The following is a 25817-nucleotide window of genomic DNA, read 5'->3' as shown; positions in this document are numbered from 1 at the left end:
CCGAAGTCTGGCTTGCTGGAAGGGTCTCACTATTCGGGGGAATATGGGAGGTTGTTTTTGTCCAGCCAATGAGTCAAAAAGTGGGACACGGCTTCGTTACGGCAGTGTCCAATAACGGGCAGATGAGGTAGCTCCGCTTTAAGCTGCGGCATCGCATTCCCCATAATCAGACCGCGACCGACGCTACCCAGCATCTCGCGGTCGTTCATGGCGTCGCCAAACGCTATACAATCCTGCATCGTGAAACCCAGATGGCCGCTCAGCACCGCCAGCGCCGAGCCTTTATTGCAGCCCACTGGCAGCACTTCCAGGCAATCTACCGCCGAGAACGTCATATGCGCACGTTCGCCTAGCGCCTCATTAAGCTGAATGCGCAGACGGCACAGATCGTCATGATCGCCGCAGAAACAGATTTTCGTCACCGTGTGAGCGGGAATACGGCGCAGATCGATTAACTGATATTTAAATCCGCTATAGACATGTGCGTGCAGCATTTCCGGTATTTCTCGCCCGGTAAACCATCCTTCGTCGTTAAAGACATGCACGCTGGCCTGAGTATCCCAGGTGCTGTGCAGCACAATATCCGCCACTTCCGGACTGAGATCCTGACGATGCAATACATCCCCTTCAACGGAGTGAATTCGCGTCCCGTTACCGGTTATCAGAAACGCATCGAGCGAAAAGGCTCCTAGCAAATGGCGCATTTCCAGCACATGGCGACCTGTCGCAAAGGTCAGGGTAATATCATGCTCATGCAGGCGCTTCAGGGTGTTCAGGGTTTTATCGCCTAAACGGTGATCCGGCATTAACAGCGTGCCGTCCATATCAAATGCAGCGAGCCTGGCCATGATTACTCCCGAAAATGTGATGCGGTTAACTTGTGCATCAGTATTACCTGAGATATACGGAAGTAATAGTGAATAGATGGAAATTATTGTTCCGGGTTTATCATGCGCCAGCTTAATCGCCTCAACCAATATCAACGCCTGTGGCAACCTTCGGCAGGTGCGCCGCAGAAGGTCACCGTAACAGAGCTTGCCAGCCGCTGTTTTTGCAGTGAGAGGCATGTGCGCACACTCCTGCGCCAGGCACAGGAGGCCGGCTGGTTAAGCTGGCACGCCCAGTCTGGGCGGGGTAAACGCGGCTCTCTCACGTTTCATGTCACGCCGGAATCGCTGCGTAATGAGATGATGGAAGAGGCTCTGAAGAGCGGACATCAGCATAACGCGCTGGAACTGGCGCAGCTTGCACCGGAAGATTTGCGCACTCTGCTTCACCCTTATCTGGGCGGGCTTTGGCAAAATGACACGCCAACGCTACGGATCCCCTATTACCGCTCGCTGGATCCGCTTCTCCCTGGCTTTTTAGCGGGCCGTGCAGAGCAGCATCTGGCGGGGCAAGTGTTCTCCGGGCTGACGCGTTTTAACGGCACCAGCAGTGAACCCACAGGCGATCTTGCTCACCACTGGGAGGTATCGGCCGATGGGCTGCGCTGGCATTTTTACATCCGTTCAACGCTGCACTGGCACAACGGCGATAAAGTCGAAACGGTGCAGCTACAACAAAGTCTGACTGCACTGTTGGCCTTACCGGCCCTGCGTAAACTGTTCCAGAGTGTCTCGCGCATCGACGTGACGCATCCCCAGTGTTTGACCTTTATTTTACATCAGCCGGATTACTGGCTTGCGCACCGGCTGGCGACATATTGCAGCCGCCTGGCGCATCCTGAGCAGGCCATGACGGGCAGCGGGCCTTTCCGTCTGACCCTGTACGATCCCGATCTGGTTCGTCTGGAGAGCCACGAGCAGTATCACCTGAGCCATCCCCTGTTAAAAGCGATTGAGTTCTGGATAACGCCGCAACTCTTTGACTATGGGCTGGGTACAAGCTGCCGTCATCCCGTGCAAATTGCCATTGGCGAACCCGACGAACTGGCTAGCCTGCGTCTGGTGAGTAACAGCACCAGCCTGGGCTTTTGTTATCTCACCCTGAAACAGAGCCCACGATTAAGCGAAATGCAGGCAAGACGGCTGATCAATATTATCCACCTCACTGAACTCCTGCATACGCTGCCGCTTAACGAGGGGCTGATTACCCCAACGCAGGAAATGCTTCCCGGATGGAGTATCCCGCAGTGGCCAGAGCTCGGGGATGTTCAACTGCCGAAAACGCTGACCCTGTTTTACCATCTGCCCGTAGAGCTCCACACCATGGCGAGCCAGTTAAAACAGTACCTTGCGCAGCAAGGTTGTGAGCTTACGTTGATATTCCACGACGCGAAAACGTGGGATGGCTGTCTGAGTCTTGCCGATGCGGACATCATGATGGGTGACAGGTTGATCGGCGAAGCGCCGGAATACACGCTTGAGCAGTGGCTACGCTGTGATGCACTCTGGCCGCATCTGCTGAGTGCCCCTCAGTTTACCCATCTACATGCCACACTGGATGCCGTTCAGAGTCAGGCCGATGAGCAAGCCCGGCATGTCGGTCTTAAGACTTTATTCACCGGATTAATGGAGAGTGCAGTGCTAACTCCCCTGTTCAACTACCAGTATCAAATCAGCGCCCCTCCGGGAGTCAACGGCATACAACTGAATGCCCGCGGCTGGTTTGATTTTACGCAGGCCTGGCTGCCGGCACCTAAATTGTGAAGAAGCTGGTCGCCGTCGAGGTCAGGCGGTAACATTACGCTTTTACCGTCACTGTCGAGATAATTTATGAAACGTGCCGTCGTCGTGTTCAGCGGAGGACAAGATTCCACTACCTGCCTGGTTCAGGCTCTTCATCAGTATGATGAAGTTCACTGTGTGACTTTCGATTATGGTCAGCGTCATCGCGCTGAAATCGACGTTGCCCGCGAACTGGCGCTGAAACTGGGCGCGCGTGCGCACAAGGTACTGGATGTTACGCTGCTAAATGAACTGGCCGTCAGTAGCCTCACCCGCGACAGTATTCCTGTGCCCGACTATGAACCTGATGCCAGCGGTATTCCGAATACCTTCGTGCCAGGGCGTAATATCCTGTTCCTGACCCTGACGGCGATTTACGCCTGGCAGGTGAAGGCCGAAGCCGTGATCACCGGCGTCTGTGAAACCGACTTCTCCGGCTACCCGGATTGCCGCGATGAATTTGTTAAAGCGCTCAATCACGCGGTAAATCTGGGGATGGCGAAAGATATCCGCTTTGAAACACCGCTGATGTGGCTCGATAAAGCAGAGACCTGGGCGCTGGCCGACTACTGGGGCAAGCTGGATATGGTCCGCAGCGAAACCCTCACCTGCTACAACGGCATTAAGGGCGACGGTTGCGGCCAGTGCGCGGCCTGTAATCTGCGCGCGAATGGGCTGAACCACTATCTGGCTGATAAAGCTGGCGTGATGGCCGCATTGCAGAAAAAGACCGGGCTGAAATAAGTTACTTCGCCGTGCTGTCGAACAGTTTTACGCCGGCAGCACGGGTGACTTTCACCAGCGTTGTCAGCGTTGGGTTGCCATTGCCTGACAGGGTTCGGTAAAGCTGTTGACGAGAAAGTCCCGCTTTTGCAGAGATTTCACCGATGCCGCCCTGGGCTTCAATGACACGCCTTAACGCAATTAAATATGCCGGGATCCCCTGGTCTTCATAAATCTCCTCCAAAGCAACCTGAAGGTATAGCTGAGCGTAAGAAGGATTTTCGCGAAGCATCTTAACGACGGCCTCATCATGGCTGACGGAAGCAGGATAGTTTTGTTCACTTTTGCTCATCCGGTTTATCCTTTTGATAATCTTTCCAATAGTCTATTGCCAGTTTTATATCCGATGATTGGCCCTTTTTGTCACCGCCCATCAGCAACAACAGGACCTCCCGATGTTCAACAGCAAAATAGACTCGATAACCGGGACCAAAATCCATTTTCATTTGCCAGACGCCGCTTCTCAGATAACGATAATCCCCGAAATTGCCTTTTTCCGCACGGTCAATTCGCAGAAGGATCCAAAACGCTAACTCCGGATCCTTCTTCTGCATTTTCGCTACCATTCCTCAAACGGAATTTTCCCGTCACGGGTCTGGTAACGTACAACGACGTAGTCCCTGTCCATTATTCTATCCCTGACAAAACCATTTGTCTTTTATAAAAGACAAAAATCTATACGATCATCAACTCCAGCTTTTCACGCAACTCCCCTTCCAGCGGCAACGCTTTCTGAGTTTTAAGATCAATACAGACAAAGGTGATCAGCGCATCGGCAACCACCTGCCCTTCAGGATCCAGGGTTACCACCTGGCTTAACACACCACTTTTTCCGTTTAGCTGCTGTACCTGGCTGGTGACGGTAAGGACATCTCCCAGCACGGCCGGACGACGGTAGTTGATATTGATGTTGACGACCACGAATGCGATGTTATGCGCGGTCAGCCACTGAAAGCTTTCGCTGTTTTCCAGCCCGTCCCAGCGAGCCTCTTCAAGAAATTCGAGATAGCGGGCGTTATTCACATGCTGGTACACATCGAGGTGATACCCGCGTACTTTGATTTTTGTCTGCATAGCGCAATAGCCTTTACTGTTGTTATAGGATTAGAGGTCATAACTGGTATGACCTCTTTATCCTGGCAAATTTTTGCCGCCGTGCAAGTTATTGCGTGATTACAACGTCAGGTGTGAGAGATTGCGCTCAACCAGTGAACTGCCCATGCCCGGAACTTGCTTAAGATCGTCGATGGTTTTAAATGGGCCATACTCTTCACGGTAGCTGACAATGGCCTGCGCTTTTTTCAACCCGACACCATTCATCGCGCGGGCGAGATCTTCAGCAGAAGCCGAATTGATGCTGACTCGCGTACCATCATCATCCGCGCTTTTCGCGCCAGGCATTGCTTTTGATGGCATAGCCCCTTGCCCATTTACCGATGACTCGGCTTTAGCCTGTACCGCCGGTGTTTTATCGACTGCCGTAGCAGCATTCGCCACTTGTACAATCCCGCCGCTGGCAAGCGCCAGAGTAATGATGAGAGCTTTGATTCCACGTTTCATGCTGTTATCTCCTTGTTTGTTGACAGCCACATCACGATAGCCGCGCCGTAAAACAGGTACAAACAGCAGATTGCAGAAATGGAAAAGGCCGCGAAAGCGGCCTTTGGATATTGCAGTACGTTACGAAAATCTGCGAGCAGATACGTAATTATTGCTGCTGAGTAATGATGTCACCCAGCTTGATTTTGGCTTCTTTACGCAGGTTGCTCATCATTGCTTCGAACGCGATCTGTGCATTGTTTTGCGTAATGCCCTGAACCATCGCTTTCTTCTGCGCTTCTGGCATGGTACCTGCTTTCACTTCATCCAGCGCCAGCAGAACAATGTTACCCTGCATGTCGGAGGTTGTGCCAAAGCTTGGTTTATCTTTCGCAGGCAGGTTAAGACCAAACGCAGCCTGGCTGACAGGATCCTGCCCCGTGCGGCTCAGCGTTTTCGCATCACCGAAGCTCAGACCCGCCGCTTTCAGGGCATCATCTTTACCTGCTTTCAGGTCAACCAGGATCTTCTCAGCATCCAGTTTCGCCTGCTGTTCCGCTTTGTTGTGTTTAACCTGTGCGACAACCTGATCTTTCACTTCTGCCAGCGGTTTTACCGCCTCTGCTTTATGCTCGGCTACACGCAGAACGAATGCACGGTCGCCGTCCACGGTAATGATGTCAGAGTTGCTACCCGGTGTGCCATTCTCGCCCACCAGACCACCGTTGAAGATGGCATCAGAAACCGGTTTAAAGTTCAGCTCTTCCGGCAGGTTGTCGCGGCCAAACCAGCCCGTCTCAACCGCTTTTGCACCTGCGGCCTGCTCTGCACCCGCCAGTGATTCGTTGTCATTGCTGGCAGCGTCACTCACTTTCTGCTGCAACGCATAGAAGGCATCCAGTGCTTTTTCCTGCTTCACTTTCGAGGCGATATCGTCACGAACGTCAGTCAGCGGCTTGGTTTTTGCCGCTTCGATATCGTCCAGACGTGCAACCAGGAAGCCAACGGAAGATTTGATAACGCCAGACAGCTGACCTTTATCTTTCAGGCCTGCATTTTTCAGTTCATCCGGGGTAGTGGCATCTTCCAGCCAGCCCATATCACCGCCATTTTTTGCAGAGATAATGTCAGTGGATTTTGCTTTGGCTACCGTCGCGAAATCAGCGCCTTTGTTCAACTCATCCAGCACGGCTTTAGCGTCAGCTTCAGTTTTGGTCTGAATCACGCTGTAGCGGTTACGTTGAGGCTGAGTGAACTGATCCTGATGCTGATCGTAGTAAGACTGAATGTCCGCGTCAGAGGCCGTTTCCTGCAACGCAGCAGCATCCAGTTTGATGTAGCTTACACGGAATTGTTCTGGCGCAACGAAAGTGTTCTTGTTCTGCTCGTAGTAGGCGTTAATTTCGTCATCGCTCACCTGCTGTTTCGCAGCCAGGGCAGCAACATCAATTGTTGCTTCACGGACAACACGCTGCTGAGACACCAGAGCAGCCAGCTCGTCAGTTTCACCTTTGAGCATAAAATCGGTGCCAACCACGGCATTGATCAGTTGCTGGGTCGTCAGCTGATTACGCAGCGCCTGCGCGTACTGGTCGGCAGACATACCCATCTGATTGACGATGCTGTTGTAGCGAGCGTTATCGAATTTACCGTTAGACTGGAATGCCTGAGTAGAGATAATGGCTTTTTTAACCTGCTCGTCGCTGATTCCCAGACCCAGGTTCCTGGCGTACTGATCAAGCAGCGCTTCGTCAATCAGGCGGTTCAACGTCTGCTGACGCAGGGTTTTCATGTAACCTTCATTTGCTGCCAGCTCTGAGAACTGATCGCCCAGCTGTTGCTGCATACGGTTACGTTCACCCGCGAAAGCGTTCTCGAACTGCCCACGGCTGATTTCCTGGCCATTCACTTTTGCGGCATAGTTGGCGCCAGCGCCGATAAGGTAACTGCTCACGCCGGTCAAAATGAACGACACGATAATGATACCGAAAATAATCTTGAGCACGAGACTGTTAGCAGCCGTGCGTAAGCTGTCCATCATGGTGTAACAACACTCCGCTGTAGGTGACTGGTTACCTGACGCTGACGGAAAATCCTGACCGTCGCGCGTAAAGTCGTATTGTGACAAGAAACCGGGGCAATTGTCAGCCCACAACTCGCATAAACTCGAACAAATCAGGTCTGGACAAACAAAAAAGGCACATCAAATGATGCGCCCTTGTACTTTTCAGCTTCCCTGAAACGAGAAAGCAATCAGTTTACTGCGTCTTTCAGCGCTTTACCGGCACGGAAGCCCGGCACTTTAGCAGCAGCAATGGTGATCTCTTTACCGGTCTGAGGGTTACGGCCAGTACGGGCAGCACGCTCTTTAACCGCGAAAGTACCGAAACCTACCAGTGCAACATCGTCCCCAGCTTGCAGAGATTCAGTAACAGAAGCAATTAAAGCATCTAACGCACGTCCAGCTGCAGCTTTAGAAATATCAGCACCCGCAGCAATTTTGTCAATCAGTTGAGATTTATTCACTGTTCTCTTCCTCTCTTTATAATTTATATCGCACCTGAATCCTTCACAGCGCGACCGCGCAGCAGTTATATCAGGCCTGCCATGACCTTACAACACCCGTTGTTGATGGCTAGCCCAATCAGCAATCTAAATTAGCTATACAAAAAAAGGCTGGCAAGTCCGAAATGACTTACCAGCCTTGTTTTTATTGACGCTCTTTGCGCGAGGTCACTATTTTGCAGTTACAACCTGCATTCCTGAGGGTTCATTCTGCAATGCGAGAGTCAGAACTTCCTCAATACGCTTCACCGGATGGATGTCCAAATCGGCAATAACGTTGTCCGGAATCTCTTCCAGGTCGCGCTTATTTTCATGCGGAATTAATACAGTTTTGATCCCACCACGGTGTGCAGCCAGAAGTTTTTCTTTCAGACCACCAATTGGCAGAACCTGACCACGCAGCGTAATTTCGCCCGTCATCGCCACATCGGCACGAACCGGGTTCCCTGTCAGACAAGAAACCAGTGCCGTACACATGGCAATACCCGCACTTGGGCCATCTTTCGGTGTTGCACCTTCAGGTACATGGACGTGGATATCGCGTTTTTCGTAGAAATCCGGGTTGATACCCAGTTTTTCCGCCCGCGCGCGCACCACAGTCAGCGCAGCCTGAATGGATTCCTGCATCACTTCACCCAGGGAACCGGTGTATGTCAGCTTACCTTTACCCGGAACACAGGCGGTTTCGATGGTCAGCAGATCGCCACCCACTTCCGTCCATGCCAGACCGGTAACCTGGCCTACACGGTTCTCGCTGTCCGCACGACCGTAGTCGAAACGCTGAACGCCCAGATACTCGTGCAGATTGTCGCCGTTAATCTCGATGTGCTTGAGGGTTTTATCCAGCAGCAGCTGTTTAACCGCTTTACGGCACAGTTTAGAGATTTCACGCTCAAGACTACGGACACCCGCTTCACGCGTGTAATAACGAATAATGCTAATAATGGCACTGTCGTCAACCGTGATCTCGCTATCTTTCAGTGCGTTACGCTCAATCTGCTTAGACAGCAGGTGGCGTTTGGCGATGTTCAGTTTTTCGTCTTCGGTGTAACCCGACAGACGGATCACTTCCATACGATCCAGCAATGGAGCCGGAATGTTCATGGAGTTAGAGGTCGCTACGAACATCACATCGCTCAGATCGTAGTCAACTTCCAGATAGTGATCGCTGAACGCCACGTTCTGCTCTGGATCCAACACTTCAAGCAGTGCTGACGCCGGATCGCCACGCATGTCAGACGACATTTTGTCGATTTCATCGAGCAGGAACAGCGGGTTTTTAACGCCCACTTTCGCCATCTTCTGAATCAGTTTGCCCGGTATTGAACCGATATAAGTACGACGGTGACCGCGGATTTCAGCTTCATCACGCACACCGCCAAGCGCCATACGGATGTACTTACGCCCGGTCGCTTTGGCAATAGACTGACCCAGAGAGGTTTTACCAACCCCTGGAGGCCCTACCAGACACAGGATTGGGCCCTTAAGCTTATTCACACGGCTCTGTACCGCGAGGTACTCAAGGATACGGTCTTTAACGCGCTCAAGGCCGTAGTGGTCGGTATCAAGGATTTCCTGAGCCTGGCGCAGGTCTTTTTTGACCTTGCTGCGGGCATTCCATGGAACCTGAACCATCCACTCAATGTAACCGCGAACAACGGTCGCTTCAGCCGACATTGGAGACATCATTTTCAGCTTTTGCAGTTCTGCTTCGGCTTTTTCTTTCGCCTCTTTCGGCATTTTTGCCGCGTCGATCTTACGCTTCAGCGCTTCGTTTTCGTCCGGTGCGTCGTCCATTTCGCCGAGTTCTTTCTGAATCGCCTTCATTTGCTCGTTCAGATAGTACTCACGCTGGGATTTCTCCATCTGCTTTTTCACACGGTTGCGAATGCGTTTCTCAACCTGGAGCAGATCGATTTCGGATTCCATCATCGCCATCAGATATTCCAGACGTTCATTCACGTCGGACATCTCCAGCACAGACTGTTTGTCTGCCAGCTTCAGCGGCATGTGAGCAGCGATGGTATCCGCCAGACGTGCAGGATCGTCAATGCTGTTCAGCGACGTCAGCACTTCTGGTGGGATTTTCTTGTTCAGCTTGATATAGCCTTCGAACTGGCTAATGGCCGTGCGCACCAGCACTTCCTGCTCACGTTCATCAAGCTGCGGCGAATCGAGGTACTCTGCTTTTGCAGAGAAGTGTTCGCCATTGTCAGACAGAGTGGTAATACGCGCACGCTGCAAACCTTCGACCAGCACTTTGACAGTGCCGTCTGGCAGTTTCAGCATTTGTAAAATAGAGGCCACGGTCCCGACGGTGAAAAGATCGTTTACACCCGGCTCATCCGTTGAAGCTTCTTTCTGCGCAACCAGCATGATTTTTTTATCATGATCCATGGCGGCTTCAAGGCAACGGATAGATTTTTCCCGCCCTACAAATAAGGGTATGACCATGTGCGGATAAACCACCACATCGCGCAACGGCAATACGGGGATTTCAATGCGTTCAGAACGCTCAGGATTCATAGAGCTCTCTCTTAGTTTAGTGTCCGCCAGGTAATCAGGTTGTGTAACTGTGCTTCACACAACCATTAACATGTAAGCAGTATATGGGGATGTTTCCCACACATTCAACGCCATGAATACGGAAAAAGTAAAGGGGGGATAAAATCCCCCCTTTTTTAATAACTGCTTGTATGTTTTGGTGAATTATTCGCCAGATGCCTGCTGTGCTTCAGGCTTACCGTAAATCAGCAGCGGCTTCGTTTGACCACCAATGACTGACTCATCAATAACCACTTTTTCGACATCTTCCATCGATGGCAAATCGTACATGGTATCGAGCAGCGCAGCTTCAACGATCGAACGCAGACCACGAGCACCGGTTTTACGCACCATTGCTTTCTTGGCAATGGCATCCAGCGCTTCGTCACGGAACTCCAGCTCAACGCCTTCCAGATTGAACAACGCCTGATACTGTTTAGTCAGTGCATTTTTCGGTTCTTTCAGGATCTGAATCAGAGCGTCTTCGCTCAGTTCGTTCAGCGTTGCGACAACCGGCAGACGGCCGATGAACTCAGGGATCAGACCAAATTTGATCAGATCTTCCGGTTCTACCTGCGACAGCAGTTCGCCTTCGTTCGGTTTTTCAGACGTCGACTTCACCGTCGCGCCAAAACCAATGCCGGAGCCAGTTTCAACACGGTGTGAGATAACTTTGTCCAGACCCGCAAACGCACCACCACAGATAAACAGGATCTTGGAGGTATCCACTTGCAGGAATTCCTGCTGCGGATGTTTACGACCACCCTGCGGTGGAACAGCAGCAACGGTACCTTCGATAAGCTTCAGCAGCGCCTGCTGCACGCCTTCGCCCGACACGTCACGCGTAATGGATGGGTTGTCGGACTTACGGGAGATCTTATCGATCTCATCGATATAAACGATCCCACGCTGCGCTTTCTGCACATCGTAATCGCACTTCTGCAACAATTTCTGGATGATGTTTTCAACATCTTCACCCACGTAACCTGCTTCGGTCAGCGTGGTGGCATCCGCCATCGTGAACGGAACATCCAGCAGGCGTGCCAGCGTTTCAGCCAGCAGCGTTTTACCGGACCCGGTAGGGCCGATCAGCAGAATGTTACTTTTACCCAGTTCTACGCCATTGCTGGTATCGCCGTTACGCAGGCGTTTGTAGTGGTTATAAACCGCCACCGCCAGCACTTTTTTAGCTTGTTCCTGACCGATGACATAGTCGTCAAGGTGATGACGAATCTCATGCGGGGTTGGCAACGCGCTACGCTCACGGTGAGGTGCTACTTCTTTAATCTCTTCGCGAATGATGTCATTACATAAGTCGACACATTCGTCGCAGATATACACGGACGGCCCGGCAATCAGTTTACGCACTTCATGCTGGCTTTTGCCGCAAAAAGAGCAGTACAGCAGTTTGCCCGAACCATCTTTGCGTTTATCTGTCATGAGTCCAAACCTCTTTTTAAGTTCTTTGTGCCGCACATGACGACGCAAATGCCATTCTCAGACGCAAGCTGCATTCAAGCAGCGTGCCGCCCTACCTTAGTATAGCGGCACACTCGCGTCGCGGGCATCAATTACGATGGGTCAATACGGAGTCGACTAAGCCGTACTCAACTGCCTCTGGTGCAGAGAGGAAGCGATCGCGCTCGGTATCGCGCTCGATCTGCTCAAGGGATTGACCCGTATGCTGCGCCATAAGTTCATTCATGCGCGCTTTTACTTTCAGAATTTCGCGTGCGTGGATTTCGATATCCGTCGCCTGGCCCTGATATCCGCCCAGCGGCTGGTGAATCATCACGCGGGAGTTTGGCAGGCAGAAACGCTTACCTTTCGCACCTGCGGTTAACAGGAAGGCGCCCATGGATGCCGCCTGTCCCATACAGATGGTGCTCACATCCGGCTTGATGAATTGCATGGTGTCGTAGATAGACATACCCGCCGTGATCACGCCACCAGGTGAGTTAATATACAGGTAAATGTCTTTTTCCGGGTTTTCCGCTTCCAGAAACAGCATCTGCGCCACGATCAGGTTAGCCATGTGGTCTTCCACCTGGCCGGTCAGAAAGATAACGCGTTCCTTGAGCAGACGGGAATAGATATCAAAAGAACGCTCACCACGTGAGGTCTGTTCAATAACCATTGGCACCAGAGCCATATGGGGTGCAAAGTTATCTCGTTCGCCACTGTATGACATTTCCGTCTCCTGGATCAAAATTGAAAACACCTGCTGTACTGATTGTAACCTTATGGACGGATTATCAGCCAGTCTCATTCATCGTGATTACATACTTATGGGGTTCGCATCGCCCTATTTCAAGCATAACAACCTTTTGTTGTTACGCTAACACTGAAAGGGCGTTTTAGCACTCTTCCTGGGCTATTGGTGCGATAAAAAAAACCCGTCGCCGGAAGGCAACGGGTTTTTTGTTCAAACTTTAAACCGTTGAGACGAAATTACGCCTGCTGGTTCATCAGTTCGTTGAAAGAGGTCGCTTTTTCGGACACTTTAGCTTTCGCCAGTACCGCTTCAACAGCCTGCTCTTCCAGCGCTACATTGCGCATGTTGTCCATCAGTTCTTTGTTGTTACCGTAGAACTCAACAACTTCTGACGGATCTTCGTATGCAGAAGCCATCTCTTCGATCAGGCCTTTCACACGCTCTTCGTCAGCTTTCAGTTCGTGGGTACGAATCACTTCGCCCAGCAGCAGGCCAACAACAACACGGCGTTTAGCTTGCTCTTCGAACAGTTCGCGCGGCAGTTCCATCGCTTGTTGCTGGTTGCCACCGAAACGCTGAGCAGCCTGACGGCGCAGAACGTCGATTTCGTTGTCAATCAGTGCAGCTGGAACGTCGATTTCGTTCGCTTTCACCAGGCCTTCGATTGCCTGAGATTTCACACGGTTACGCACAGCGCCGTTCAGCTCGCGTTCCATGTTTTTACGTACTTCAGTACGCAGACCGGCTACAGAACCATCTTCAACGCCGAAACGTTTGATGAATTCTTCAGTCAGTTCTGGCAGTTCGCGCTCTTCAACTTTCTTCAGGTTGATGACGAACTTCGCTGCTTTACCTTTCAGGTTTTCAGCGTGGTATTCTTCCGGGAAGGTCACGTCGATAGTGAACTCTTCGCCAGCTTTGCGACCTTTGATACCGTCTTCGAAGCCTGGGATCATACGACCCTGGCCCATTGCCAGTACGAAGTCAGACGCTTTACCGCCTTCGAACTCTTCGCCGTCTACAGAACCGGTGAAGTCAATGGTTACACGGTCTTCCGCGTCAACAGCGCCTTCTTTATCTTTCCAGTTCGCCTGCTGCTTGCGCAGGGTGTCCAGCATTCCGTCTACGTCTTTGTCAGTCACGGAAACGATCGGTTTTTCAACTTCGATAGATTCCAGACCTTTCAGCTCAACTTCTGGGTACACTTCGAACTCTACAGAGTAGGTGAAGTCTTCGCCCAGTTTGTATTCGCCTGGAACATAGTTCGGCGCGCCAGCTGGATTGATTTTTTCTTTGATGATCGCATCGATAAAGTTGCGGCTCATCAGGTCACCCAGCACATCCTGACGCACAGAGGCGCCATAACGCTGAGCAACAACATTCATCGGTACTTTACCCTTACGGAAGCCGTCAATACGTACTTTTTTTGATACGTTGACCAGCTCGCTTTTCACAGCAGTTTCGATGCTGTCAGCAGCGATAGTAATCGTTACACGGCGGCCAAGGCCTTGAGTGGTTTCAACTGAAACTTGCATCTTGTTACCTCAAAAAAATCACAGTGCTCGGTCAACTCTGAATCTGTCTCGCAATACCGGGATGCTCTCTATTTAGCAGATTCACATTCCCTGTCGCCAGAATCATCCCGAAGACATTCATTAAGACGCGGCATTATAGCGGCATCACTTAGGTGAGTCGAGAACGGTTAGGGTATGTTGCTGCGGCTTTTTTCACACTTTAAGGCTATTTTTAGCCTTAAAAACGCACCATACGCTCAAAACTCAGACAAAACAAAACGGCCCGGAGGCCGTTTTGACGTAATCTGCTAGCAACATACTGGAAAAACTCCAGCGGTTGCAAATACGATTTTTCAGGCGATGGTGCCTGCGCCACGACAAGGCGGCGATGCAAAAACCGTATCCTGCAAGCCTTCCCATTCTTTGATTGTGTATGTATGAAGCGCCAGTGCATGAACCGTTGCCGAAAGTTCTTCGGTTAACGTGCCGTAGATCATACGGTGTCTATTAAGAAAACGCTCTCCAGCGAAGCGGTCACTTACCAACACCACTTTAAAATGACTTTCAGACCCTGCCGGTACGTTGTGACGATAGCTTTCATCGACGACTTCGAGGAAAACGGGGTTGAACGCTGCCCTTAATTTGTCTTCTATTTGCTCACGTATCATCATGAAATCACTCCTCCGACAACGCTAAGATGTCACCCATCCCTTTAAATGTTAGCCGCTTTTACCGTTTCCATTACAACAACACAACAAATATTTAGCTTTCGTCTGATTTTCTCAGCCAAACGGATGAAGTTCACTGTGAGGCTCATACGTTTTGTCATTCACGGGCGGAGAAAAACACTAAGCTGGTCAGTTTTCAGACAAGACGATGAATTTACATGCGTTGACCACTTCCCCTGGCCGTTGGCGATGTTATGATGGCGGCAATTTTTCTCTCTATATGCTTACGATTCGTTGAGAACCCGAAAATGTTAAAAAAACTCTTCTTTCCGTTGGTAGCACTTTTTATGCTGGCAGGCTGCGCTACCCCGCCAACAACGATTGATGTCTCACCAAAAATCACCCTGCCTCAGCAGGATCCTAGCCTGATGGGCGTGACCGTCAGCATTAACGGTGCAGACCAGCGTCAGGATCAGGCACTGGCAAAAGTGACGCGCGACAACCAGCAGGTAACGCTGACCGCCTCCCGCGACCTGCGCTTCCTGTTGCAGGAAGTGCTCGAGAAACAAATGACCGCACGCGGTTATATGATTGGCCCAAGCGGTGCTGTTGATTTGCAGATCATCGTGAACAACCTCTATGCAGACGTTTCCCAGGGTAACGTGCGTTACAACATCGCCACCAAAGCGGATATCGCCATCATCGCTACCGCGAAGAACGGCAATAAGATGAACAAAAACTACCGCGCCAGCTACTCCGTTGAAGGTGCTTTCCAGGCTTCCAACAAAAATATTGCTGACGCTGTTAACAGCGTGCTGACCGACACCATCTCCGACATGGCTCAGGACACCAGCATCCACGACTTTATCAAGCAGAACGCTCGTTAATCCTGCTTCCTGACCCGGCGTTTCGCCGGGTCAGCGCTATATGCTCATGTCCAGTCGCTACTTACGCATTTTCCAGCAACCGAAATCAGCCATTCTGCTGATCCTTGGCTTCGCCTCCGGTTTACCGCTCGCGCTCACCTCAGGCACGCTTCAGGCCTGGATGACCGTAGAAAACATCGATCTTAAAACCATCGGTTTCTTCTCTCTGGTTGGGCAGGCGTACGTCTTCAAATTCTTGTGGTCGCCGGTTATGGATCGCTACACCCCACCGTTCCTGGGGCGTCGTCGCGGTTGGCTGGTGATGACCCAGGTTCTGCTGTTGCTGGCGATCGCCGCCATGGGGTTCCTTGAGCCAGCCACCCAGTTGCGCTGGATGGCAGCACTGGCCGTGGTGATTGCATTCTGTTCGGCCTCTCAGGACATCGTGTTTGATGCCTGGAAAACGGACGTTCTGCCCGCAGAGGAACGCGGTGCTGGCGCGGCTATCAGCGTGCTGGGCTATCGTCTGGGCATGTTGGTTTCCGGCGGGCTGGCGCTGTGGCTTGCCGACCGTTACCTTGGCTGGCAGGGCATGTACTGGCTGATGGCCGCCCTGCTTATCCCGTGCATTATCGCCACCCTTTTCGCACCCGAACCGAGTGATGTGATCCCTGTTCCTCGTTCCCTGGAACAGGCGGTGGCCGAACCCCTGCGTGACTTCTTTGGCCGCAATAATGCCTGGCTAATCCTGCTGCTGATCGTCCTTTATAAGCTTGGCGATGCATTCGCCATGAGCCTGACGACCACCTTCCTGATCCGTGGCGTCGGGTTTGATGCGGGTGAAGTCGGCGTGGTCAACAAAACGCTGGGGCTTTTTGCCACCATCGTCGGCGCACTGTACGGCGGTGTGTTGATGCAGCGACTGACGCTGTTCCGGGCGCTGTTAATCTTCGGTATTTTGCAGGGCATTTCAAACGCCGGTTACTGGATGCTTTCAATTACCGACAAGCACATGATCAGCATGGCCACCGCCGTTTTCTTTGAAAACCTGTGCGGTGGCATGGGGACCGCGGCATTTGTCGCGCTGCTGATGACCTTGTGCAACAAGTCGTTTTCTGCCACCCAGTTTGCCCTGCTCTCGGCGCTTTCTGCCGTAGGGCGTGTATATGTAGGCCCGATAGCTGGCTGGTTTGTTGAAGCACACGGCTGGCCGACGTTCTATCTTTTCTCGGTTGTCGCTGCGGTTCCGGGGATCTTATTGTTACTGGTTTGTCGTCAGACGCTGGAATATACGCAGAAAACCGAACATTTTATGCCGCGTACCGAATATCAACACGCCTATCGATTTGCTTTACGCCTGCTGATGGTGGGTTGCCTGGCGCTCGCATTATGGCTCGTGGTGTTAATTGTTAATGCAACAACCCCTCTTACGCTTCCCTTCGAAGCCCTTCTGCTCAACGCTGGAGCCCTGCTGGCTATCGCCGGGATCCTGACTGGCTGTGCGCTCGATTTCCTGGCATTACGTAAAATGCCCACAACCTGAAGTAAAAAACGAAAGGTTATTTCTCGTTGTAATCACTAAGCGAAATTATAACGGTGAAATAACCGCCAGTCGGTAAAAAAAATATTTGTTGTTTTGTGCGGGATAGAATTTGGAAATTATTGGAGCCCATTCCAGTGAGCTATTTTTCATTAAACGATTCAGCATTTGAAAGATTGAATTTTCGTTTTTTAGTTGTCTTTTTATTGATAATTAATTGTTAATTTTTTGTATATTTTTGATAATGGTTATACCAATTGCCCCTTTTAGGGTATGCTTGGGGGTCCTTTCGTTATAACGCCCGTACCACGCGGCTTTCACCTTAAAAATCGACATAATTTGCAACACTTGTGACATGTGCGGCAGAACCCGGTAACACCTTCCTGACACAGGTCTAATGATGTTTACAGTAATGTAACCTTCCCGTAAAATGCCCCCACACTTTAAACGCCACCAGACTCCCGTGGAATTGAGGTCGTTAAATGAGACTCAGGAAATACAATAAAAGTTTGGGATGGTTGTCATTATTTGCAGGCACTGTATTACTCAGTGGCTGCGATTCTGCACTACTTGACCCCAAAGGACAGATTGGACTGGAACAACGTTCATTGATTCTGACGGCATTTGGCCTGATGATGATTGTGGTTATTCCTGCCGTTTTGATGGCTGTTGGTTTCGCCTGGAAGTATCGTGCGAGCAATAAAGATGCGAAGTATAGCCCTAACTGGTCACACTCCAATAAAGTGGAAGCTGTGGTCTGGACTGTGCCTATTCTGATCATCCTGTTCCTTGCCGTGCTGACATGGAAAACCACTCACGCGCTTGAGCCAAGCAAACCGCTGGTTCACGATGAAAAACCGATTACCATCGAAGTCGTCTCCATGGACTGGAAATGGTTCTTCATCTATCCGGAACAGGGCATTGCTACCGTGAATGAAATCGCCTTCCCGGCGAACACTCCGGTTCAGTTCAAAGTGACCTCCAACTCCGTGATGAACTCCTTCTTCATCCCGCGTCTGGGTAGCCAGATTTACGCGATGGCTGGGATGCAGACTAACCTGCACCTGATCGCGAATGAAGCAGGCACCTACGATGGTATCTCCGCCAGCTATAGCGGCCCGGGCTTCTCAGGTATGAAGTTCAAAGCTATCGCGACGCCGGACCGTGCCGCATTCGACCAGTGGGTTGAAAAAGCGAAACAGTCCCAGAACACCATGTCTGACATGGCGGCGTTCGACAAAGTGGCTGCACCTAGCGAATACAACAAGGTGGAGTACTTCTCTAACGTGAAACCAGATTTGTTCAAAGATGTTGTTGGCAAATTTATGGACCACGGCAAGAGCATGAATATGTCCCAGCCTGAAGGCGAGCATAGCGCGCACGAAGGTATGGAAGGCATGGACATGAGCCACGCGGAAACCGCTCACTAAGGGGCCGAGGAAGAAAATGTTCGGAAAATTGACACTGGATGCAGTGCCCTACCATGAACCCATTATCGTGGTTACGGTGGCTGCAATTATCATCGGTGGTGCGGCCTTACTGGCCTTAATCACTTACTTCGGTAAGTGGAGCTACCTGTGGAACGAGTGGCTGACTTCGGTTGACCACAAAAAACTCGGTATCATGTACTGCGTCGTCGGTATCGTCATGTTAATTCGTGGCTTTGCGGATGCTATCATGATGCGTAGCCAGCAGGTGCTTGCCTCTGCGGGCGAAGCGGGCTTCCTGCCGCCGCACCACTACGATCAGATCTTTACCGCTCACGGCGTTATCATGATCTTCTTCGTGGCGATGCCGCTGGTTATCGGTCTGATGAACGTGGTTGTGCCGCTGCAAATCGGCGCGCGCGACGTTGCGTTCCCGTTCCTGAACAACCTGAGCTTCTGGTTCACGGTTGTCGGTGTAATCCTGGTTAACCTGTCACTGGGTGTGGGCGAATTCGCACAGACCGGCTGGCTGGCGTACCCGCCGCTTTCAGGAATTGAATACAGTCCTGGCGTAGGTGTCGACTACTGGATTTGGGCGCTTCAGCTCTCCGGTATCGGTACAACCCTGACCGGTATTAACTTCTTCGTGACCATTATCAAGATGCGTGCCCCTGGCATGACCATGTTCAAGATGCCAGTGTTTACCTGGGCATCTCTGTGCGCCAACATCCTGATTATTGCTTCATTCCCGATTCTGACTGTCACCATCGCGCTGCTGACCCTGGACCGCTACCTGGGCACCCATTTCTTCACGAATGATATGGGTGGCAACATGATGATGTACATCAACCTGATTTGGGCCTGGGGTCACCCGGAAGTGTACATCCTGGTTCTGCCTGTGTTCGGTGTGTTCTCCGAAATCGCAGCAACCTTCTCGCGTAAGCGCCTGTTTGGTTACACCTCTCTGGTGTGGGCAACTGTGTGTATTACCGTTCTGTCGTTCATCGTTTGGCTGCACCACTTCTTCACCATGGGTGCGGGCGCGAACGTAAACGCCTTCTTCGGTATTACCACCATGATTATCGCAATCCCTACCGGGGTTAAGATCTTCAACTGGCTGTTCACCATGTATCAGGGTCGCATCGTGTTCCACTCAGCAATGCTGTGGACCATCGGCTTCATCGTGACCTTCTCCGTGGGTGGTATGACCGGCGTACTGCTGGCTGTACCGGGTGCTGACTTCGTTCTGCACAACAGTCTGTTCCTGATTGCGCACTTCCATAACGTTATTATCGGTGGTGTGGTCTTCGGATGCTTCGCTGGCGTAACTTACTGGTGGCCAAAAGCGTTCGGCTTCACGCTGAACGAAAAATGGGGTATTCGCGCGTTCTGGTTCTGGATCATCGGCTTCTTCGTTGCGTTTATGCCGCTGTATGTGCTGGGCTTCATGGGTATGACCCGTCGTCTGAGCCAGCAGATTGATCCACAGTTCCACCCAATGCTGGTTGTTGCAGCATGTGGTGCGGTGCTGATTGCCTGCGGTATCGCATGCCAGCTGATTCAGTACTACGTGTCTATTCGCGACCGCGAACAGAACCGTGACCTGACCGGTGACCCATGGGGCGGCCGTACGCTGGAGTGGGCGACCTCTTCTCCACCTCCGTTCTATAACTTCGCCATTGTGCCGCAGATCCATGAACGCGACGCATTCTGGGAAATGAAAGAAAAAGGTGAAGCGTACAAGCAACCTGCTCATTACGAAGAGATCCACATGCCGAAAAACAGCGGCGCGGGCATTGTTATTGCCGCCTTCGCAACGGTATTTGGTTTCGCAATGATCTGGCACATCTGGTGGTTGGCGATTGTTGGCTTTGGCGGCATCGTGATCAGCTGGATTGTGAAGAGCTTTGACGAGGACGTGGACTACTACGTACCAGTCCGTGAAGTCGAAAAACTGGAAAACCAGCATTTCGATGAGATTTCTAAAGCGGGGCTGAAAAATGGCAACTGATACTTTGGCACACTCAACTGCCCACGCGCATGACCATGCGCACCACGATACAGGGCCGACGAAAGTATTCGGTTTCTGGATCTACCTGATGAGCGACTGCATTCTGTTCTGCTGTCTGTTCGCGACGTATGCCGTTCTGGTGAACGGCACTGCTGGCGGCCCGACCGGTAAGGACATTTTTGAACTGCCGTTCGTTCTGGTAGAAACCGCACTGCTGTTATTCAGCTCCATCACCTACGGCATGGCGGCTATCGCCATGTACAAAAACAACAAGAGCCAGGTTGTCTCCTGGCTGGCGTTGACCTGGTTGTTTGGTGCTGGATTTATCGGGATGGAACTCTATGAATTCCATCACCTGATTGCTGAAGGTATGGGCCCGGATCGTAGTGGCTTCCTGTCTGCGTTCTTCGCGCTGGTAGGTACTCACGGTCTGCACGTTACCTCTGGTCTGATCTGGATGGCGGTACTGATGTTCCAGGTATCCCGTCGCGGCCTGACCAGCACTAACCGTACGCGTATCATGTGCCTGAGCCTGTTCTGGCACTTCCTGGACGTTGTGTGGATCTGTGTGTTCTCTGTTGTTTATCTGATGGGGGCGATGTAATGAGTCATTCAACTGATCATGGCGCTTCCCACGGTAGCGTAAAAACCTACATGACAGGGTTTATCCTGTCGATCATCCTGACGGTTATCCCGTTCTGGATGGTGATGAGCGGTACTGCTTCTCACGCGGCGATTCTGGGCACTGTCCTGGTCACTGCAGTGGTGCAGATTCTGGTGCATCTGGTTTGCTTCCTGCACATGAACACCAAGTCCGATGAAGGCTGGAATATGACTGCCTTTGTCTTTACCGTGATTATCATCGCTATCCTGGTAGTCGGTTCCATCTGGATTATGTGGAACCTCAACTACAACATGATGGTTCACTAAGAGCGGCGAGTATGTTTAAGCAATACCTGCAAGTAACGAAACCAGGCATCATCTTTGGCAACCTGATCTCCGTGATCGGAGGGTTCCTGCTGGCCTCTAAAGGCAGCATTGATTACACCCTCTTTATTTCCACGCTGGTCGGTGTGTCACTGGTTGTTGCGTCCGGTTGTGTATTTAACAACTACATCGACATGGATATCGACAAGAAGATGGAAAGGACTAAAAATCGGGTGCTGGTTAAAGGCCTGATAGCCCCTTCCGTCTCGCTGGTGTACGCCACCTTGCTGGGTATTGCTGGCTTTATGCTGCTGTGGTTTGGTGCTAATCCTCTGGCCTGCTGGCTGGGGGTGATGGGGTTCGTGGTTTATGTGGGCGTTTACAGCCTGTATATGAAACGTCACTCCGTCTACGGTACGCTGATTGGTTCTCTCTCCGGCGCTGCGCCGCCGGTGATTGGCTACTGTGCCGTCACGAACGAGTTCGACAGCGGTGCGCTTATCCTGCTGGCTATCTTTAGCCTGTGGCAGATGCCGCACTCCTACGCCATTGCGATTTTCCGCTTCAAGGATTATCAGGCAGCGAACATCCCGGTATTGCCGGTCGTGAAAGGTATCTCGGTTGCTAAAAACCATATCACGTTGTACATCATTGCCTTTGCAGTGGCGACACTGATGCTCTCTCTGGGCGGTTACGCTGGATACAAATATCTGGTGGTGGCAGCCGCAGTAAGCGTCTGGTGGCTCGGTATGGCCCTGCGTGGTTACAAAGTGGAAGATGACAAAGTCTGGGCACGCAAACTGTTTGTGTTCTCAATCGTTGCTATCACCTCGTTGTCCGTAATGATGTCTGTAGACTTTATGGTCCCAGATTCGCACAACCTGCTGACTTACGTCTGGTAAGCCATAACAGGTGAATAAAGGGGTGCTTCGGCACCCTTTTTTATTCACTGAATCTATTAATACCGCATGTAATATTTGTTAAATAACCCTTTATTTACCCCGCCCCTTCCCCGCACTACACTATGGCCTGCTTTTGAACTGAGGTGGCAATGAACGATAATAAAATGACGCCAGGCGAATTGCGCGCGACCTGGGGTTTAGGGACTGTTTTCTCGCTACGGATGCTTGGCATGTTTATGGTCCTGCCTGTTCTGACCACGTACGGTATGGCATTGCAAGGCGCCAGCGAAGCGCTGATTGGTCTGGCGATTGGTATCTATGGTTTAGCGCAGGCGGTATTCCAGATCCCCTTTGGCCTGCTTTCTGACCGCGTAGGCCGTAAGCCGCTGATTGTCGGCGGGCTACTGGTCTTTGTGCTCGGCAGCGTAATAGCCGCCCTCTCCCACTCTATCTGGGGCATTATTCTTGGCCGCGCGTTGCAAGGTTCCGGGGCGATTGCTGCGGCCGTAATGGCGCTGCTGTCGGATTTAACACGCGAACAAAATCGCACCAAAGCCATGGCGTTTATTGGCGTGAGCTTTGGCGTGACCTTTGCGATTGCGATGGTACTCGGCCCGATCATTACGCATAAACTCGGTCTTCATGCGCTGTTCTGGATGATTGCCATTCTGGCGACCATCGGTATTGCGTTAACGCTGTGGGTCGTGCCGGACAGCAAAAACCACGTGCTGAACCGTGAGTCCGGCATGGTCAAAGGCTGCTTTAGCAAAGTCATTGTCGAGCCGCGCCTGCTGAAGCTGAATTTTGGCATTATGTGCCTGCACATTCTGCTGATGTCGACCTTCGTTGCCCTTCCGGGCCAGCTGGCGGCAGCGGGTTTCCCGGCGTCTGAGCACTGGAAAATTTATCTGGTGACCATGCTGATTTCGTTCGTCTCCGTCGTGCCATTTATCATCTACGCCGAAGTGAAGCGCAAGATGAAACGCGTGTTTCTCGCCTGCGTTGCACTACTGCTGATTGCGGAGATCGTGCTGTGGGGTTCCGGCCCGCACTTCTGGGAACTGGTGGCGGGCGTTCAGCTCTTCTTCCTGGCATTTAACCTGATGGAAGCCCTTCTGCCCTCGCTTATCAGCAAAGAATCACCAGCGGGATATAAAGGCACGGCAATGGGCATTTACTCCACCAGCCAGTTTATCGGCGTCGCTATCGGTGGCTCGCTCGGCGGCTGGGTGGGTGGCCTGTTTGATTCGCAAACCGTATTCCTGGCAGGCGCGCTGCTGGCAATGATCTGGCTGCTGGTCGCCAGTACCATGAAAGAGCCGCGCTATGTCAGTAGCCTGCGCGTAGAAATCCCGGCTGACGTTGAAATTAGTGATGCGCTGAAGCAGCGCCTGGAAGCTACAGACGGCGTGAACGAAGTGATGATTGTGCCGGATGAACGCAGTGCGTATGTCAAAATTGACAGCAAAGTGACCAACCGCTTTGAAGTAGAGCAGGCGCTGAAAGCCTGAAAAAATGCCCGGTTCAACCGGGCATTTTTGTCTTAATCGCGGAAGTTTTTAAACTGGAACGGTTGTCCCAGATCGCCGCCGCGAACCAGCGCCATAACGGATTGCAGATCGTCACGGGATTTCCCGGTAACACGGATCTCTTCACCCTGAATTTGCGCCTGCACTTTCAGCTTGCTGTCTTTGATGAGCTTAACGAGCTTTTTCTGCACCGCGCTCTCAATGCCCTGCTTCAGTTTGGCTTCAACAAACCAGGTTTTACCGCTATGTACGAACTCTTCTGGCACATCAAGAGACGCGCCTTCAATGCCGCGTTTCAGCAATTTGGCACGCAGAATATCAAGCAGCTGATTGACCTGGAAATCAGACTCGCTCAGAACCTTGATAGTCTTATTTGCATCGTTCAGCTCAAAAGTCGCCTCTACGCCACGAAAATCAAAACGTGACTCAACTTCACGGCTTGCATTATCTACGCCGTTACGAACTTCCTGGATATCAACTTCGGAAACAATATCGAAAGATGGCATCTTTTCTTCTCCCTTCATTTTTGTTGCGTTGCATAATACCCGCAACGAGGCATAACGAGAAGCTTAGCTGACGGCGCTATACTTAGGCCGTAACACCTGGCGCAGTTGCAGGTGAGGAGGAACAATGAAAATTACAGTGCTTGGATGCGGAGCCCTTGGTCAACTATGGCTGACGGCACTATGCAAACACGGACACGAGGTACAAGGTTGGCTGCGTGTGCCCCAGCCCTACTGTAGTGTAAACCTGATAGATGAAGACGGAAGCATCTTTAACGAATCACTCACTGCAAACGATCCTGATTTCCTGGCGCAAAGCGACCTGTTGCTGGTCACGCTCAAAGCGTGGCAGGTATCGGATGCGGTGAAAACCCTCGCGGCTCAACTGCCCCCGACATCGCCCATCCTGCTGCTGCATAACGGCATGGGAACCATTGATGAGCTGAAAAGCATCCCGCAGCCGCTGCTGATGGCGACAACCACCCATGCCGCACGGCGTGATGGCAATATCATTGTGCATGTCGCCAGCGGCGTCACCCATATTGGCCCGGCTCGCGAACAGGATGGTGACTACAGTTATCTGGCTGACGTTCTGCAAAAGGTGCTGCCAGACGTCGCCTGGCACAACAACATTCGTCCTCAACTGTGGCGCAAACTGGCGGTTAATTGCGTCATCAACCCGCTCACGGCGCTGTGGGATTGCCCTAACGGCGAGCTAAAAAACCATCTGCAAGAGGTCACAACCCTGTGTGCTGAAGTTGCCTCTGTTATCGAACGTGAAGGCTTACACACCTCGGCAGACGATTTACGCTATTATGTCGAGCAGGTTATTGATAGTACGGCAGAAAATATCTCTTCGATGTTGCAGGACGTTCGGGCGTTGCGCCACACCGAGATAGACTACATCACCGGCTATCTGTTAAAACGCGCCCGTGCGCACGGTATTGCCGTACCGGAAAACGCCCGCCTGTATGACCTGGTTAAACGTAAGGAGAGTGAGTATGAGCGCGTCGGCACTGGTATGCCTCGCCCCTGGTAGCGAAGAAATGGAAGCCGTCACCACCATCGACCTGATGGTGCGGGGCGGTATTAATGTCACCACCGCGAGCGTTGCCAGCGACGGTAACCTGGCTATCACCTGCTCACGTGGGGTGAAAATCCTCGCAGATGCCCCGCTGGTACAGGTGGCTGATGGTGATTATGACATTATCGTTCTGCCCGGCGGCCTGAAGGGAGCGGAGTGTTTTCGCGACAGCCCACTGCTCGTCGAAACGGTCAGGCAGTTTCATCTCTCTGGCCGTATCGTCGCCACAATTTGCGCCGCAGCCGGAACGGTGCTGGTTCCGCACGATATTTTCCCGATAGGCAATATGACCGGTTTCCCGACACTGAAAGACCGTATCCCGGAAGACCAGTGGGTCGATAAACGCGTGGTCTGGGATCCGCGCGTCAATCTGCTCACCAGCCAGGGGCCGGGAACCGCGATTGATTTTGCGCTGAAGATTATTGACCTGCTGGTCGGGCGTGAAAAGGCATACGAGGTCGCATCGTCGCTGGTCATGCCGGCGGGAATTTATAATTACTACGAAGCTTAGAGCGTAAAAAAGCCGGGTGG

At 51.8% G+C, this 25817-nt stretch carries 25 protein-coding genes; 12 read left to right on the top strand and 13 right to left on the bottom strand.

Features of this window, described 5'->3' with window-relative positions:
* Window positions 1–29: 29 nt before the first annotated feature.
* On the bottom strand, window positions 30–848 hold the full coding sequence (gene cof, locus HV107_RS15525) for an HMP-PP phosphatase (RefSeq protein WP_182059838.1): 819 nt from the start codon (window positions 846–848) through the stop codon (window positions 30–32).
* A gap of 102 nt (window positions 849–950) precedes the next feature.
* Between cof and HV107_RS15520 the strand changes: the two genes are divergently transcribed.
* Both HV107_RS15520 and queC read left to right on the top strand, forming a co-directional pair.
* Window positions 951–2651 (top strand): SgrR family transcriptional regulator, encoded by a 1701-nt coding sequence (locus HV107_RS15520; RefSeq protein ID WP_182059837.1) that lies wholly within the window; start codon window positions 951–953, stop codon window positions 2649–2651.
* Between the two features lie 66 nt (window positions 2652–2717).
* On the top strand, window positions 2718–3413 hold the full coding sequence (gene queC, locus HV107_RS15515; RefSeq protein ID WP_182059836.1) for a 7-cyano-7-deazaguanine synthase QueC: 696 nt from the start codon (window positions 2718–2720) through the stop codon (window positions 3411–3413).
* 1 nt (window position 3414) lies between these two features.
* On the opposite strand, the gene HV107_RS15510 is transcribed toward queC, so the two are convergent.
* The 11 genes from HV107_RS15510 to bolA all read right to left on the bottom strand — a co-directional run bounded on the left by HV107_RS15510 (window position 3415) and on the right by bolA (window position 14500).
* The gene (locus HV107_RS15510) at window positions 3415–3744 is read right to left on the bottom strand and encodes a DNA-binding protein (protein ID WP_182059835.1); all 330 of its coding nucleotides are present in this window, start codon (window positions 3742–3744) and stop codon (window positions 3415–3417) included.
* Complete coding sequence (locus HV107_RS15505) at window positions 3731–4006, bottom strand: type II toxin-antitoxin system RelE/ParE family toxin (protein ID WP_259349631.1); 276 nt, start codon at window positions 4004–4006, stop codon at window positions 3731–3733. The genes HV107_RS15510 and HV107_RS15505 overlap by 14 nt, the downstream gene beginning before the upstream one ends.
* Before the next feature lie 121 nt (window positions 4007–4127).
* The gene (locus HV107_RS15500) at window positions 4128–4526 is read right to left on the bottom strand and encodes a YbgC/FadM family acyl-CoA thioesterase (protein ID WP_014069130.1); all 399 of its coding nucleotides are present in this window, start codon (window positions 4524–4526) and stop codon (window positions 4128–4130) included.
* A 99-nt stretch (window positions 4527–4625) separates the two neighbouring features.
* Entirely contained in the window at window positions 4626–5012 is a 387-nt protein-coding gene (locus HV107_RS15495; protein ID WP_182059834.1) for a helix-hairpin-helix domain-containing protein, read from the bottom strand.
* A gap of 148 nt (window positions 5013–5160) precedes the next feature.
* Complete coding sequence (gene ppiD / locus HV107_RS15490; RefSeq protein ID WP_182059833.1) at window positions 5161–7032, bottom strand: peptidylprolyl isomerase; 1872 nt, start codon at window positions 7030–7032, stop codon at window positions 5161–5163.
* Between the two features lie 212 nt (window positions 7033–7244).
* Window positions 7245–7517, bottom strand: a complete 273-nt coding sequence (hupB, locus tag HV107_RS15485; RefSeq protein ID WP_002444653.1) for a nucleoid-associated protein HU-beta — start codon at window positions 7515–7517, stop codon at window positions 7245–7247.
* Window positions 7518–7727: 210 nt separating this feature from the next.
* Window positions 7728–10082, bottom strand: coding sequence for an endopeptidase La (gene lon / locus HV107_RS15480; protein WP_182059832.1), 2355 nt, complete (start codon window positions 10080–10082; stop codon window positions 7728–7730).
* A gap of 183 nt (window positions 10083–10265) precedes the next feature.
* Complete coding sequence (clpX, locus tag HV107_RS15475; RefSeq protein WP_010428107.1) at window positions 10266–11540, bottom strand: ATP-dependent protease ATP-binding subunit ClpX; 1275 nt, start codon at window positions 11538–11540, stop codon at window positions 10266–10268.
* 127 nt (window positions 11541–11667) lie between these two features.
* Window positions 11668–12291 carry an ATP-dependent Clp endopeptidase proteolytic subunit ClpP gene (clpP, locus tag HV107_RS15470; RefSeq protein WP_014069126.1) on the bottom strand — a complete coding sequence of 208 codons (624 nt, stop codon included), beginning with the start codon at window positions 12289–12291 and terminating at the stop codon, window positions 11668–11670.
* 260 nt (window positions 12292–12551) lie between these two features.
* A complete protein-coding gene (gene tig, locus HV107_RS15465; protein ID WP_182059831.1) occupies window positions 12552–13850 on the bottom strand; it encodes a trigger factor in 1299 nt (432 codons plus the stop codon).
* Between the two features lie 332 nt (window positions 13851–14182).
* On the bottom strand, window positions 14183–14500 hold the full coding sequence (gene bolA, locus HV107_RS15460; protein ID WP_041162004.1) for a transcriptional regulator BolA: 318 nt from the start codon (window positions 14498–14500) through the stop codon (window positions 14183–14185).
* A gap of 305 nt (window positions 14501–14805) precedes the next feature.
* On the opposite strand from bolA, the gene HV107_RS15455 reads away from it, so the two are divergent.
* The 8 genes from HV107_RS15455 to HV107_RS15420 all read left to right on the top strand — a co-directional run bounded on the left by HV107_RS15455 (window position 14806) and on the right by HV107_RS15420 (window position 23681).
* Window positions 14806–15384: a lipoprotein gene (locus HV107_RS15455; protein WP_182059830.1), complete on the top strand. Its 579-nt coding sequence runs from the start codon at window positions 14806–14808 to the stop codon at window positions 15382–15384.
* Window positions 15385–15430: 46 nt separating this feature from the next.
* Window positions 15431–16906, top strand: a complete 1476-nt coding sequence (gene ampG, locus HV107_RS15450; RefSeq protein ID WP_182059829.1) for a muropeptide MFS transporter AmpG — start codon at window positions 15431–15433, stop codon at window positions 16904–16906.
* Between the two features lie 479 nt (window positions 16907–17385).
* Window positions 17386–18333 (top strand): cytochrome o ubiquinol oxidase subunit II, encoded by a 948-nt coding sequence (cyoA, locus tag HV107_RS15445; RefSeq protein ID WP_182059828.1) that lies wholly within the window; start codon window positions 17386–17388, stop codon window positions 18331–18333.
* Between the two features lie 16 nt (window positions 18334–18349).
* Entirely contained in the window at window positions 18350–20341 is a 1992-nt protein-coding gene (cyoB, locus tag HV107_RS15440; protein WP_182059827.1) for a cytochrome o ubiquinol oxidase subunit I, read from the top strand.
* The gene (locus HV107_RS15435; RefSeq protein ID WP_014069119.1) at window positions 20331–20945 is read left to right on the top strand and encodes a cytochrome o ubiquinol oxidase subunit III; all 615 of its coding nucleotides are present in this window, start codon (window positions 20331–20333) and stop codon (window positions 20943–20945) included. Before cyoB ends, HV107_RS15435 begins: the two co-directional genes overlap by 11 nt.
* Window positions 20945–21271, top strand: coding sequence for a cytochrome o ubiquinol oxidase subunit IV (locus HV107_RS15430; RefSeq protein ID WP_182059826.1), 327 nt, complete (start codon window positions 20945–20947; stop codon window positions 21269–21271). Before HV107_RS15435 ends, HV107_RS15430 begins: the two co-directional genes overlap by 1 nt.
* 11 nt (window positions 21272–21282) lie before the next feature.
* Window positions 21283–22170 carry a heme o synthase gene (gene cyoE / locus HV107_RS15425; protein WP_182059825.1) on the top strand — a complete coding sequence of 296 codons (888 nt, stop codon included), beginning with the start codon at window positions 21283–21285 and terminating at the stop codon, window positions 22168–22170.
* A gap of 149 nt (window positions 22171–22319) precedes the next feature.
* Window positions 22320–23681 carry an MFS transporter gene (locus tag HV107_RS15420; protein ID WP_182059824.1) on the top strand — a complete coding sequence of 454 codons (1362 nt, stop codon included), beginning with the start codon at window positions 22320–22322 and terminating at the stop codon, window positions 23679–23681.
* 32 nt (window positions 23682–23713) lie between these two features.
* On the opposite strand, the gene HV107_RS15415 is transcribed toward HV107_RS15420, so the two are convergent.
* Window positions 23714–24205, bottom strand: coding sequence for a YajQ family cyclic di-GMP-binding protein (locus HV107_RS15415; protein ID WP_182059823.1), 492 nt, complete (start codon window positions 24203–24205; stop codon window positions 23714–23716).
* Between the two features lie 124 nt (window positions 24206–24329).
* Between HV107_RS15415 and panE the strand changes: the two genes are divergently transcribed.
* Together panE and yajL are read left to right on the top strand one after the other, a co-directional pair.
* Entirely contained in the window at window positions 24330–25241 is a 912-nt protein-coding gene (gene panE / locus HV107_RS15410) for a 2-dehydropantoate 2-reductase (protein ID WP_182059822.1), read from the top strand.
* Window positions 25204–25797, top strand: a complete 594-nt coding sequence (yajL, locus tag HV107_RS15405) for a protein deglycase YajL (RefSeq protein ID WP_182059821.1) — start codon at window positions 25204–25206, stop codon at window positions 25795–25797. The genes panE and yajL overlap by 38 nt, the downstream gene beginning before the upstream one ends.
* Window positions 25798–25817 lie beyond the last annotated feature (20 nt).

The sequence above is a fragment of the Enterobacter sp. RHBSTW-00175 genome (assembly GCF_013927005.1).
Classification (GTDB): Bacteria; Pseudomonadota; Gammaproteobacteria; order Enterobacterales; family Enterobacteriaceae; genus Enterobacter.
This window is presented reverse-complemented; position numbering and strand designations above follow the sequence as displayed.